14 protein-coding genes are annotated in these 12,624 nt (G+C 71.7%); 10 read left to right on the top strand and 4 right to left on the bottom strand.

From position 1 onward, the window contains the following. Window positions 1-31 precede the first annotated feature (31 nt). Window positions 32-265: a 50S ribosomal protein L28 gene (gene rpmB / locus AC0NH5_RS13260; RefSeq protein ID WP_474403250.1), complete on the top strand. Its 234-nt coding sequence runs from the start codon at window positions 32-34 to the stop codon at window positions 263-265. After that, window positions 265-432 (top strand): 50S ribosomal protein L33, encoded by a 168-nt coding sequence (gene rpmG, locus AC0NH5_RS13255; protein WP_474403248.1) that lies wholly within the window; start codon window positions 265-267, stop codon window positions 430-432. Before rpmB ends, rpmG begins: the two co-directional genes overlap by 1 nt. A gap of 227 nt (window positions 433-659) precedes the next feature. On the opposite strand, the gene AC0NH5_RS13250 is transcribed toward rpmG, so the two are convergent. Next, on the bottom strand, window positions 660-1,856 hold the full coding sequence (locus AC0NH5_RS13250) for an ROK family protein (RefSeq protein ID WP_474403247.1): 1,197 nt from the start codon (window positions 1,854-1,856) through the stop codon (window positions 660-662). Window positions 1,857-1,976: 120 nt separating this feature from the next. Between AC0NH5_RS13250 and AC0NH5_RS13245 the strand changes: the two genes are divergently transcribed. From AC0NH5_RS13245 to AC0NH5_RS13225, 5 genes are all read left to right on the top strand, one after another. Beyond that, entirely contained in the window at window positions 1,977-3,002 is a 1,026-nt protein-coding gene (locus AC0NH5_RS13245) for a substrate-binding domain-containing protein (RefSeq protein ID WP_474403246.1), read from the top strand. Window positions 3,003-3,004: 2 nt separating this feature from the next. Then, window positions 3,005-3,976 carry an ABC transporter permease gene (locus AC0NH5_RS13240; protein WP_474403244.1) on the top strand — a complete coding sequence of 324 codons (972 nt, stop codon included), beginning with the start codon at window positions 3,005-3,007 and terminating at the stop codon, window positions 3,974-3,976. Further along, window positions 3,973-4,716, top strand: a complete 744-nt coding sequence (locus tag AC0NH5_RS13235; RefSeq protein WP_474403242.1) for an ATP-binding cassette domain-containing protein — start codon at window positions 3,973-3,975, stop codon at window positions 4,714-4,716. The genes AC0NH5_RS13240 and AC0NH5_RS13235 overlap by 4 nt, the downstream gene beginning before the upstream one ends. Before the next feature lie 18 nt (window positions 4,717-4,734). Further along, a complete protein-coding gene (locus AC0NH5_RS13230) occupies window positions 4,735-5,604 on the top strand; it encodes a sugar phosphate isomerase/epimerase family protein (protein WP_474403240.1) in 870 nt (289 codons plus the stop codon). A 67-nt stretch (window positions 5,605-5,671) separates the two neighbouring features. Next, window positions 5,672-6,382 carry a nucleoside/nucleotide kinase family protein gene (locus tag AC0NH5_RS13225; protein ID WP_474403774.1) on the top strand — a complete coding sequence of 237 codons (711 nt, stop codon included), beginning with the start codon at window positions 5,672-5,674 and terminating at the stop codon, window positions 6,380-6,382. Between the two features lie 111 nt (window positions 6,383-6,493). Here AC0NH5_RS13225 and AC0NH5_RS13220 read toward each other — a convergent pair whose 3' ends face one another. Both AC0NH5_RS13220 and AC0NH5_RS13215 read right to left on the bottom strand, forming a co-directional pair. Continuing rightward, on the bottom strand, window positions 6,494-6,883 hold the full coding sequence (locus AC0NH5_RS13220) for an SRPBCC family protein (protein ID WP_474403238.1): 390 nt from the start codon (window positions 6,881-6,883) through the stop codon (window positions 6,494-6,496). Window positions 6,884-7,070: 187 nt separating this feature from the next. Further along, complete coding sequence (locus AC0NH5_RS13215) at window positions 7,071-8,585, bottom strand: FAD-dependent oxidoreductase (RefSeq protein ID WP_474403237.1); 1,515 nt, start codon at window positions 8,583-8,585, stop codon at window positions 7,071-7,073. Between the two features lie 115 nt (window positions 8,586-8,700). Here AC0NH5_RS13215 and AC0NH5_RS13210 point away from each other — a divergent pair, with 115 nt between their 5' ends. Beyond that, window positions 8,701-9,672 (top strand): AraC family transcriptional regulator, encoded by a 972-nt coding sequence (locus AC0NH5_RS13210; RefSeq protein WP_474403235.1) that lies wholly within the window; start codon window positions 8,701-8,703, stop codon window positions 9,670-9,672. Here the strand turns inward: AC0NH5_RS13210 and AC0NH5_RS13205 are convergent. Then, window positions 9,655-10,488 carry an NmrA family NAD(P)-binding protein gene (locus tag AC0NH5_RS13205; protein ID WP_474403233.1) on the bottom strand — a complete coding sequence of 278 codons (834 nt, stop codon included), beginning with the start codon at window positions 10,486-10,488 and terminating at the stop codon, window positions 9,655-9,657. The genes AC0NH5_RS13210 and AC0NH5_RS13205 overlap by 18 nt on opposite strands. An 89-nt stretch (window positions 10,489-10,577) precedes the next feature. Here AC0NH5_RS13205 and AC0NH5_RS13200 point away from each other — a divergent pair, with 89 nt between their 5' ends. Continuing rightward, window positions 10,578-11,384, top strand: a complete 807-nt coding sequence (locus AC0NH5_RS13200; protein ID WP_474403231.1) for an AraC family transcriptional regulator — start codon at window positions 10,578-10,580, stop codon at window positions 11,382-11,384. A gap of 31 nt (window positions 11,385-11,415) precedes the next feature. Beyond that, a complete protein-coding gene (locus AC0NH5_RS13195) occupies window positions 11,416-12,606 on the top strand; it encodes an MFS transporter (protein WP_474403229.1) in 1,191 nt (396 codons plus the stop codon). Window positions 12,607-12,624 lie beyond the last annotated feature (18 nt).

Here is a 12,624-nt window from a genome sequence, read left to right as displayed (position 1 = left end):
TGGAAACGGTTTTCATTGTAAAGTCTGCCGCATGTCTCTCGTCTGTGATGTCACCGGTGCGAAGCCCAGCTTCGGCAACGCCGTGTCGCACTCCCACCGCCGCACCCGCCGCCGCTGGAACCCCAACGTCCAGCGCCGTCGCTTCCGCCTGGCCGACGGCCGCCCGATCCGGCTGAACGTCAGCACCACCGGCCTGAAGATCATCGACCGGGACGGCATCGACTCGGTCGTCGCCCGCCTGCGCGCCAAAGGGGTGAAGGTCTGATGGCCAGGAGCACCGGCATCCGCCCGGTCGTCAAACTGCGCAGCACCGCCGGCACCGGCTACACGTACGTCACCCGCAAGAACCGCCGCACCAACCCCGACCGGCTGGTCCTGCGCAAGTACGACCCGCTCGCCCGCCGCCACGTCGCCTTCCGCGAGGATCGCTGACCCCACCGCCGCCCGGCCGTGTCGCCCGGCCGGCGGCCGCGCATGACCCCCGGCCCGGGATCATGCGTGAGTGTCGGCCGGCTGGCATGCGTCCACGCCTCGCGACGATGATCGGGTGGATGGCTGCCGGCCGGAGCCCGCCGGCCGCCGCGGCTGCAGCAGTCGCCACGGTCAAGGCGGAGCCGCCACGGTCAAGGCCGAGCTCTCCGCATCGGCCCGCAGCGCGGCTACGTGCGGGCGATCAGCGCCTCGATCCGCTCCGGCGCGAAGATCCCGTCGGCCAGCAGCAGCGCGAGCCCGACAAGCCCCGACCGCTGACCGAGCCGGGTCGCCACGATCTGCAGGTTGCGGGTGGCGAGTGGCAGCGACCGACGGTAGACCATCTCCCGGATCCCGGCGAACAGCTGCTCCTCGATGGCGGCCAGCTGGCCGCCGATCACCACCACGGCCGGGTTGAACAGGCTCACCGAGTCGGCGATCGCGTGCCCGAGGATCCGGCCCGCCCGCCGGGCCAGCCGCACCGCCGTGACGTCCCCGGTCCGGATCAGTGTCACCGCCTCGTCCACGCTGTTCACCGCCCGCCCGGCTGCTTGCAGGTCACGCACCAGGGCCCAACCCCCGGCGTAGGCCTCCACGCACCCGGTGTTCCCGCACCGGCACGCCGGCTCGTCGTCGGTGTCGGCGACGGTCAGCTGGATGTGCCCGATGTCCCCGGCGGCGCCGTCCGCCCCGCGGTACACCTCACCGCCGATGATCATGCCGGCGCCGACCCCCGTGCCCACCTTGAGCATCAGCAGTTGGCGGGCGCCGGGGTACTGGCTGCGGTGCTCGCCGAAGGCCATCGCGTTGACGTCCTTGTCGACCAGGACCGGGCAGTCGTAGCCGCGGGCGAGGCGGCCGGGGATGTCGAACCGGTCCCAGCCGCTCATGATCGGCGGGCTCACCACCTGTCCGGTGTCGAAGTCGACCGGCCCGGGCACGTCGACGCCGATGCCGTGCACGTCGGCGGGCGAGCGGCCGGCGTCGGCGAGCAGTCCGGCGAACAGATTCTCGACCTCGGACAGCACCGCCTCGGGGCCGCGGGCGACGTCGATGGTCATCTCCCGTTCCGCGCGCACCTCACCACGGAGGTCGCACAGCGCGGTGCGCATGCCGGTGGCGCCGATGTCGGCGACGAGCAGCACGCCGCGGTCGCGGTGGAACGTGAACCGGCTGGCCGGCCGCCCGCCGGTCGGTGACTCCTCACCGCTGGGCACCACCAGGGCGGCGGCCTGCAGGGCGTCCAGGCGCTGGTTGACGGTCGAGCGGGAGAGGCCGGTCAGGTGCATGACGTCGGCGCGGGTCAGGCTCGGCCGGCCCCGGAAGAGCTGGAGCACTTCGCCGAGACCGGACCCGGCGGTGACGGGAGAGGCGCTCGTAGACACCGCCGCATCGTATTACGGATTGCGACCATACGAAAGACCGCAGACTTTTGCTTGACAGCCGTCATAACGGGGACTGTAATCAGCGAAACATCATCGACATGCAGCTATGAAAGGACCCTCATGACCGGCAAGCCGCTCTACCGGGGCGCGGCGGTAGTCGCCGCGCTCTCCCTCCTGGCCGCCTGCGGCTCCGGTGAGTCCGGCGACGCCGGCGCCACCGGTGGCGAGGCGAAGGTCGCCGCTGTGATCAAGGGCCTGGACAACCCGTTCTTCCAGTCCATGGAGCTGGGCATCAAGGAGCAGGCGCAGGCCTCCGGCACCGAGGTGACCGTGCAGGCCGCCAACTCGATCACCGACACCACCGGGCAGGCCGACAAGCTCACCGGCCTCGCCGGGCAGGACTTCTCCTGCTACATCGTCAACCCGATCTCCGGCACCAACCTGATCCAGGGCATCGCGCAACTGGCCGCCGCCAAGAAGACCATCGTCAACATCGACAGCCCGGTGGAGGCCGAGGCCGCGAAGGCGGCGAACGCCGCTCCGGCCACCTACATCGGCACCAACAACACCTCGGCCGGGCAGAAGGCCGGCGAGCAGATGCTCGCCCTGCTGCCGGGCGGCGGCAAGGTCGCGGCGATCGGCGGCATCGCCGGTGACGTCACCAGCGGTCAGCGGATCGAGGGCTTCAGCCAGGCGATCACCGGCAAGCTGGAGCTCGTGCAGACCGTCGCGGCCAACTGGGAGCGGCAGGAGGCCCTCACGCAGGCCACCAACATCATGCGGGCGCAGCCCGACCTGAAGGGGTTCTTCGTCGCCAACGACGACATGGGACTGGGCGTGGCCCGGGCGGTCGCGACCGCCGGCAGAACCGGTCAGATCAGGATCATCAGCGTGGACGGCATCAAGGACGCGCTCACCGCCGTGAAGAACGGTGAGGTGGACGCGGTGGTCGCGCAGTACCCGTACGCGATCGGCCAGATGGGCATGACGGCCTGCCAGGCCGCCGCCAAGGGCGCCACGCTGCCCGCGAACGTCGAGGCTCCGGTCGAGGTCGTCACCAAGGAGAACGCCGACCAGGCGCTGGCCGCCACACCGAAGCCGTTCGGCTCCTACGACGACCCGTTCAAGACCCTGCTGGGGAACTGACCATGACCACCGCAACCATCGGCAAGGGGATCCCGGGCTGGGCCGGGCGCCTCAAGGACATCGGTTTCTGGGCCGAGTGGGCCGCCGCGATCGGCCTGCTGCTGCTCATCGTCATCTTCCAGAGCCTCAACCCGACGTTCCTGAGCACCGGGAACATCGCCTCGATGCTGGTCGCGGCGGCGATCCTGGTGATCCTCGCGGTCGGCCAGACCTTCGTCATCGCCACCGGCGGCATCGATCTCTCGGTCGCCTCGGTGATGACGTTCGCGGCGGTCGCCTTCGGTCAGGCGTACTCCGCGGGGTGGGGTCTGCTCTGGTCCTGCGTCGTCGCCGTGCTGGCCGGTGCCACCGCCGGCGCGATCAACGGCATCATCATCGCCCGCGGCAGGATCACCGACTTCATCGTCACGCTCGGCATGCTGTCGGCCGCCTCCGGCGCCGCGCTGATCCTCGCCGACGGCAAGCCGGTCACCGTCATCGACACCTTCCTGCTGAAGCTCTCCACCGGTGGGGTCGGCGTCTTCGGCTGGACGGTCATCATCGCCGCGGTGGTCGCCCTGGTCGCCCACGGCCTGCTCTTCTGGACCCGCTTCGGTACGCACGTGCTGGCCACCGGCGGCTCCAGCGAAGCGGCCACCGCCACCGGCATCAGCACCGCCCGCGTCAAGATCGCCGTCTACACGATCGCCGGCCTGCTCGCCGGGCTGGCCGCCATTCTGCTGGTCGCCCGCGTCGGCGCCGCCGAGCCGGCCTCCAACACGTCGTTCCTGCTCAACTCGGTGGCCGCGGTCGTCCTCGGCGGGGTCAGCCTGCTCGGCGGCCGGGCCACCATCGCCGGCCCGGTGATCGGCGCGCTGCTGCTGACCGCGCTCACCAACGGGCTGACCCTGCTCGGCGTCTCGCAGTTCTACCAGCCCCTGGCCGTCGGCATCGTGGTCGTCCTCGCTGCCTTCCTGACGAGGTTCCAAAAATGAGCACACTTCTCGAGGTCGCGAACGTGTCGCTGTCGTTCGGCAACGTCCGGGCCCTGGTCGACGTCTCCCTGACCCTGCGGCACGGCGAGATCACCGCGCTGGTCGGCGACAACGGCGCCGGCAAGTCCACCCTGGTGCGGTGCATCGCCGGGATCCACCGCGCGGACGCCGGCACGATCACCATGGACGGCGAGACCCTGCACTTCACATCGCCCGAGGACGCGCGGGAGCACGGCATCGAGACCGTGCATCAGAACCTCGCCCTGGTCGAGGACCTGACCGTCTGGCAGAACCTGTTCCTCAACCGCGAGCTCGTGCACCGGTTCGGCCCGGTCGCCGTGCTGGACCGCCGCGGCATGCGGCGTGAGGCGCAGCGGATGGTCTCCACGCTGGCAGTCAACGTCCCCGCGGTCGGCAGCCGGGTCCGCCGGCTCTCCGGCGGGCAGCGGCAGGCGGTGGCGATCTGCCGGGCCGCCGGGTTCAGCTCCAAGCTGGTCATCATGGACGAGCCGACCGCCGCGCTCGGCGTCCAGGAGACCGCCCGGGTCGAGCAGCTGATCACCAGGCTGCGCGACGACGGCCACGCCGTGCTTCTGATCAGCCACAACTTCGACCAGGTCATGAGGCTGTCCGGCCAGGTCTGGGTGATGCGCGCGGGCCGCTGCGTCGGCGGCCGCCGCACCGCCGACACCACCGGCGAGGAGATCGTCGCCCTGATCACCGGCGCCAAGACCGCCTGATCGACAAGGAGACCGGAAATGGAACTGCGCAACCCCCTCGGCGTCCACGCCCTCGTCTGGGTCGGCGACACCGCGCCGGCCTCGGTCTCGACGGCCATCACCAAGACCAGGGCCTGCGGGTACGACCTGCTCGAGTTCTCCCTGCACGACTCCCTCAACCTCGACGTCCCGGGCACCCGTGAGCAGTTGGCGCAGGCCGGGCTGAAGACCGCGTGCTCCCGTGGCCTCGCCTTCGACGCCGACATCTCCAGCGAGGACCTCGACGTGGTGGCCCGTGGCGAGAAACTGCTGCACGAGTCCCTGGCGATCACCGCGGGCATCGGCGGCAGCCACCTCACCGGCGCCCTGTACAGCGCTTTCGGTAGTTACCCGAGACCACTCAGCGCCGCCGGGCGGGCGAACATCGTGACGGTGCTGCGTGGCCTGGCTGTCGAGGCCGCCGGCGCCGGCGTCACCCTCGGTCTGGAGATCTGCAACCGGTACGAGACGAACGTCGTCAACACCTGCCGGGACGCCCTTCGCCTCGCCGACGACATCGGCGCTGACAACATCGTGATCCACCTGGACACTTACCACATGAACATCGAGGAGAACGACATGGTGCGACCGGTGCTGGACGCCGGCGACCGCCTCGGTTACGTGCACATCGGTGAGAACCACCGCGGCTACCTGGGCTCCGGTCACCTGGACTTCACCTCGTTCTTCCACGCCCTCGGCGCGATCGGCTACACCGGCCCGATCACGTTCGAGTCGTTCTCGTCCGCGGTCGTCGCGCCCGGCCTCTCCGCCGACCTGTCGATCTGGCGCAACCACTGGTCGGACGGCGAGGACCTGGCTCGCCACGCCCGCGGGTTCATGGCTGGGCACCTGACCGCCGTCCCGGCATGACAGCCCGTCCGGCCGGGCGAAGCATCAGCGCCACCCCCGGTGTGTGAAGTTCGGGCGCGTATCGCACCTGAACTTCACACGCTGGACTCGGGCCCGGCGAGCACGCAAGCGAAGGAGCAGCATGACTGTCACGTTCGAGGCGCTCGTCGAGCGGGCCCGCGGGCTCGTCGGCGGCGGGCGCCGGGCGGTGCTGGGCATCACCGGCGCCCCCGCCGCCGGCAAGACCACGCTCGCCGAGGAACTGGTGCGGGCCATCGGCGCCGACCGGGTCGCCCACGTGCCGATGGACGGTTATCACCTCGCCGACGTCGAACTCGACCGTCTCGGCCTGCGCGACCGCAAGGGCGCGCCGGACACCTTCGACGCGCTCGGCTACGCCGCCCTGCTGCGCCGCCTGCGCGAGGACGAGGACGACGTGATCTATGCGCCGGGCTTCGAGCGCACGCTGGAGCAGCCGGTCGCGGGCACGATCCCGGTGTTCCGCGACGCCCGGCTGATCGTCACCGAGGGCAACTATCTGCTGCTGGACGAGCCCCGGTGGGCGCGGGTCCGAACGCTGCTCACCGAGGTCTGGTACGCCGACCTGAACGGCGAGGAACGCCTGCGCCGGCTGATCGACCGGCACATCCGGTTCGGCAAACCGGAGCAGGCCGCCGTCGCCTGGGCCACCGGCACCGACGAGCGCAACGCCGCGCTCGTCCAGGCCACCCGCGACCGCGCCGACCTGATTGTCCCGGCCTCGGTCATCCAGACGATCGGCACAGCCCCGGCCCAGTGAGGGCGCGGCCCCGGCCCGGTAAGCCCCGGCCCCGGCTCGATGAGGCGCCGCGCCCGCTCAATGAGGCGGGGCCTGGGCCGGGGGAGCGGCGGCACGGGTGACGAGGACGGGTCAGCCCGCGTTGAAGTTGTCGCTGACGTCGCGCTGCAGGTTGCGCATCGCCTCGTCGAGGACCCCGGTCACCGTCTCCCGGTCGCCGGCCCCGTCCGGAACGCTCACCTCGGCATGCACCACGCTGCCGCCGGCCGCGCCGTCCGCGACCCGGGCCGTTCCCTGCGCCGACCCGTCCGCCGAGTGCCAGCGCACCTCCAGCCGCTCGGTGACGATCTCCACGGCGTACACCTGAGCACCGATCTTCACCTCGCGGGTGCTGACGGACTCGGCAGGCAGACCGTCCGGGAGCCAGCGGGGCACCCGGTCCGGGTCGGTCAGCACCCCGAACACCACCTCGGCCGGCCCGGTGAAGTCGTACGAACCGTCCACGCGCGTACTGCCCGACATCGGCACTCCTTTCGTTCACGAACGGGCTACCCGGTACGCCGTCGTTGATGCACCGTTTCTATCGCCGGCCCGCTGGACTCCTCGAAGGCGCATCGGGCTCAGGCGGAGCGGATCCGCCGGTCGGCCGAGGTGATCCGCCTCCAGCTGGGCAAGGTGAAGACCCGGCAGCCCGTGGAGTGACCAGCCGTCACACGTCCCGTGGTTCCAGCGGGCGGATGGCCGGGCCGTGGATGACGGACCCGTCGACACCGAACCGGGAGCCGTGGCACGGGCACTCCCAGGCCTTCTCCGCGTCGTTGAAGCTCACGATGCAGCCCAGGTGGGTGCACCGCGCCGACACGGCGTGCACCTTCCCGGTCTCGTCGCGGTACGCCGCGCACTGCCGCCCGTCCACCCGGACCACCGCGCCGGCGCCCGGCTCGATGTCGTCGACCGAGTCGGCGTGCGACGGGCGGAGCCGGTCGCCGACGAAGTGGCCGGCCACTTTGGCCTGGAGCTTGAGCATCGATCCGGCCTCGCGCACCGGGTCGAGGCGGCGTGGGTCGTACAGGTCGGCGAAGGGCGATGCGGCGCCGCTGATCGTCGCGGCGATCAGCCGGCCGGCCAGCACGCCCGAGCTCATGCCCCAGCCGCCGAAGCCGGTGGCGACGTAGACGTTGGCGGTGCCCGGGTGGAACCGCCCGATGAACGGCACCTGGTCGGTGGTGGTGTTGTCCTGGGTGGCCCACCGATAGGCGATCTCGGTGTCCGGGAACCGCTCCCGTGTCCAGGCGATCAGCCGCTGCCACTGCTCGACGGGTTCGCCGGCGCCGGGCGTGAAGTGCTCGCCGGTGACGATCAGCAGGCGCTGCCCGGTCGCGTACGGCGCGGTCCGCACCGAGCGGGTGTTCAGTTCCGGGGTGATGTAGACGCCGCCCGGGTCGTGTTCGGCCGGGATCACCGCGGCGACCACCAGTTCGCGCCGCACCTCCATCCGGGCGAACAGCAGCGCGCGGTCGAAGACCGGGAAGTGGGTGGCGACCACCACCTGCCGCGCGGTGATCCGGTGTCCGCTCTCGGTGGTGACCGTGCACGGCTCGCCGTCGTCCAGGTCGGTGGCGCGGGTCCGCTCGAAGATCAGGCCACCCCGCCGGGTCAGGTCCTCGGCCAGCCCGAGCAGATATTTGCGCGGGTGGAACTGCGCCTGGTCGGTGACCTTGACCGCGCCGGCAACCGGGAACGGCAGACCGGTGCCGGTGACGAACGCGGCCGGCAGGCCCGCCTCGGCGGCCGCCTCCGCCTCCTCCCGGAGCTGGTCCAGGCTGTCCGGGTCCTCGGCCCAGGTATAGGCCGGCACGCGTTCCAGGTCGCAGTCGATGCCGAGCCGGGCGGTCACCGTGGCGACGTGTTCCACCGCCTGCTGCTGGGACCGGGCGTAGAGGCGGGCCGCCTCGGGGCCGAACGACCGGCGTACCTTCGCGTAGATCAGGGTGTGCAGGACGGACAGCTTCGCCGTGGTGTACCCGGTGACGCCGGCCGCGATCCGGTCGGCCTCGACGAGCGCGACCCGCAGGCCGGCGTCGGTGAGCTCCCAGGCGGCGCTGATCCCGGCGATGCCGCCGCCGACCACGACCACGTCGACCTCAACGTCACCGGTCAGCGCCGGATAGCCGGTGAGCGGTGTCGAGTCCATCCAGTACGACTCGTGCGCGGCTGCCGGCATCTCGGTTGGTCCTTCCGGGTGGGGTCTGCTGGACTACCCGGGGCAGTTCGCATGAAACTGTCTGCTGGAGGGAAACGATCGGTCCACGCGAAGACGTCCGTCGAAGGGGCAGACGATGGAATCGGGCCCCACCATCTCGATTCGCACCGCGGACCTCGACGAGGCCCGGGAGGTGTGTGGCGAACACCTGTACCCGCGCTCGATGCGGCTGCTCGAACCGGGCGCCCGGCTGAACGCCCGGTTCGCGTTCCTGCGGCTGGGCGGGATGACGCTGGCCGACGTCCGGTACGGCGCGGCCGTGGCCGGGGTGACCAGTGAACTCGGCAGCTATCACGTGAACGTGCCGCGGTCCGGCCGGTTCTACGCGTCCCAGCACCGCCGGCCGATCGCCGGCGACCCCCGGCGCGCTGCCGTCTATCAGCCGGTCGGTGACACCGCGTTGCACTTCTCCAGTGCCGACTGTCACCTGCACGCCCTCAAGATCGAGAAGCCGGTGCTGGAGTCGCATCTGGAGGAGGTCCTGGACGTTCCGGTCACCCGGACCATCCGGCTGTCCGGGCAGATCGACACGGCACGCGGGCCGGGGCGTACGGTGACCCGCCTGGTCCGGCTGCTGAGCGAGGAGATCGGCAACCCGGACAGTCTGTTCACCGAACCGGTCGTGGCGGAGCCGGTCAAGGAGACGCTGATGACCGCTCTGCTGCTGGCCGCGGACCATCAGTACCGGGACGCGCTGCGCGCCGCCGGCTATCCGGGCTATGCGCCCCGCAGCGTCAACGCCGTGGTGGACGCCATCCACAGCGAGCCCGGCCGGGTGCACACGCTCGCGTCGCTCGCCGAGATCGGCCGGATCCCCGCCGGGCGGCTGCGCGCCGAGTTCCGCCGGCAGTACGGCCGCACGCCGATGGCCTATCTGCGCGACGTGCGGCTGCTGGCCGCCCACGCCGACCTGCTCGCGGCCGGCCCGGACCGGACCTCGGTCGCCGCCGTCGCCCGCCGCTGGGGTTTCGCGCGGCTGGACCGGTTCACCGCCCGGTACCGGGCCCACTTCCACATCACCCCGGCATCGTCACTGCACCGCCACTGAGTCCCACGCCCCGGCCCGGGCCGCGCGTACCGCGTACCCCGCGAAATCTCCCGGCTCGCGGCCGAGCACCTGCCGCACCCCGTCGGCCGGCTCGGCCGTGTGGCCCGCCCGATGGACCGCGAACAACCCGTTCAGAGCCTGCGCCGCGGCCTCGGGGTACCCGGCGTCCAGCAGCTCGGCCCGGTACTGCTCCGGCGTCACCTCGACATAGATGATCTCCCGCCCGGCCGCGCGCCCGATCTCCGCGGCGGCCTCGGCGAAGGTGAGCCCGCGCGGGCCGGAGAGTTCGTAGATCCGCCCCTCGTGGCCGTCGCGGGTCAGCAGCGCCGCGGCGGCGTCGGCCACGTCCTCGGCGTCGACGAAGGGCTCCGGCACGTCGCCGATCGGCAGGGCGAGGCGGCCGGCCAGCAGCGGCATGTGCCACAGGTCCTCGTCGAAGTTCTGGTCGAAGTTGTTCGCCCGGATGATCGTCCACGCCGGACCGGCGTCGCGGACCACCCGCTCCGCCGTGGCCATGCCGGGGAACAGGTCGTCGGGGGCCTCGTCCATGCCACGGCCGGAGAGGACCACCACCCGGCGCACCCCGGCGGCGACCGCCTGCCCGGTGAAGGCCGGGATCGGCGCCGGGTCGTCCGGCGCGACCAGGAACAGCGTGTCGGCACCGTCGAGAGCCTGCGCCCAGGTGCCGGGTTCGGTCCAGTCGAAGCGCGCCTCGCCGGAGCGGGACGCCGCCCGCACCGCGACCCCCGCCGCCCGCAGGCGTGGTACCAGCCGCCGGCCGATCTTGCCGGTGGCACCGAGAACCAATGTCGTCATGGGTCTCAGTCCACCGGACCCCTGCCGCCGCGACCATGGGCGACCGTCCGCGGGGCATGTCCGAGCGTCCGTGTGCCTATCGTGGGCGGGTGGACCCGGTCGATGAGTTGTTGCGTGGCCTGCGCGCCGACGATGTGCGCTTCGAGCGTTCGGAGCTGGCGCCGCCCTGGACCGTGCGTGCCGGCGGTGACACGGCGCTGACGATGGTGGTGCCGCTGACCGGCGAGGCCCGGATCCGCGCCGGTGACGGCGCGGCGCATCCGGTGCGGTTCGGCGAGACAGCGGTGGTCCGGGGCGCCGTCACCGTCACCGACGCCGGACGGGACACCGTCCTGCTCACCGGGGGATACCGGCTGACCGGGCACCTTCCGCGCCGCCTGCTGCGCCTGCTCCCGCCGGTGCTGGTCCTGCCGGACGACGAGTGCGGAACGCTGCGGGACTACCTCAAGGACCTGACGCCGGGCCGGCAGGTGGTCCTCGACCGGATGATGGAGTGGATCCTGGTGTGCACGCTGCGGGACTGGTTCGACCGGTCCACGGCCGGCCGTGCGGGCTGGCTCGGTGCGCTCGCCGACGACGTGGTCGGCCCGGCGCTGCGGGCGATGCACGACGAGCCCGCCGAGCCGTGGACCCTGTCCGGCCTCGCCGACCGGGCCGCGGTCTCCCGCACCACGCTGGCCAAACGGTTCACCGACCTGGTCGGCGAGCCGCCTCTGGCGTACCTCACGAGTTGGCGGATGACCGTCGCCGCGGATCTGCTGGCCGAGCCCGGCACAACGGTGGCCGCCGTCGCCCACCGGGTGGGCTACGCCGACGCGTTCGCCTTCAGCGCCGCCTTCAAGCGGGTCCGGGGCGTCAGCCCGAGCGCGCACCGGGCCGGGGCGTTAATGCGGTGAAGGCGGCGCGGCCCCGTGAGAGGCTGACGCCGTGCTCGCGCGATTCGGTGGTGCCAAGGCCGTCGTCATGCTCATGGCGCTGTCGTTGTCCACGTTCCTCTACGTCACGACCGAGACGCTGCCGATCGGCCTGCTGCCGCTGATCGCCGACGACCTGGACCGGTCGGCGTCCGCGATCGGCATGCTGGTGACGGTCTACGGACTGGTCGTCGTCTTCGCCTCGGTGCCGCTCACCAAGCTCACCCAGCGGGTGCCGCGCCGCCAGGTGCTGGCCGTTCTGATGGTCGTGTTCGTGCTGGCCACCGGCGCCTCCGCGCTGACCGACGGCTACTGGCTCCTGATGGCCGCCCGGGTGGTCACCGCGCTGGCGCAGGCGCTCTTCTGGTCGGTGGTCACCCCCGCGACGGCGGCGCTCTTCGCGCCCGGGCTCCGGCCACGTGCGCTTTCTTTTCTGTACGCCGGAAGCTCCCTCTCCGCCGTCGCCGGTGTTCCGGTCGGCACCTGGCTCGGCCAGCAGACCAACTGGCGGGTGGCGTTCCTGGTGATCGCCGCACTGGGGTTGCTCGTGCTGGTCGCCATCCTGACGCTGCTGCCCAACACCCCGTCCGGCGAGAGCGACGCCGATCGGGGCTGGGCACCCGACTCCGGGCGGTACTGGGCGCTGCTCACCTACATCACGTTCACGGTCACCGGCTCGTTCTGCGCCTTCACCTACATCGTCCCGTTCCTCACCGACGTCAGCGGCTTCACGCAGGGCGCGACCGGTCCGCTGCTCGCCGTCCGCGGCCTGTTCGGCCTGGCCGGCGTGGTGCTGATCGGCGCGGTCATCGGCCGCAACGGCTGGCTCAGCATGACCGCCCTGGTCGGTCTCCAGCTGGTCGCCCTCACCCTGCAGTGGGCGTTCGGCCCTTCACCGGTGCTGACCGTCATCGCCATCTCGCTGTCCGGTCTGGCGCTCTCCGGCGTCGCGTCCGGTCTCGGTGTCCGCGTGCTGGAGGTGGCGCCGCGCGGCTCCGACATGGCTCTGGCCGGGGCCTCCACCGCATTCAACGTGGGGATCACGGTGGGCGCGCTGCTCGGCGGCGTCCTGCTGCCGGCCACCGGCGTGCGCAGCACCGCCCTGGCCGGCGCCCTCCTCACGCTGGTGGCTTTCGCCGCTGCGCTGTGCGAGCCCCGTCTGTCCAGCCGGCGACGCGCCGACGAGATCGTTAAGGTTATTTAAGGTTTCGATGGTGGTGGA

Source organism: Actinoplanes sp. 13 (assembly GCF_056134165.1).
The sequence above is the reverse complement of the archived record's forward strand: the minus strand, read 5'-3'. Positions and strand labels throughout refer to the sequence as shown.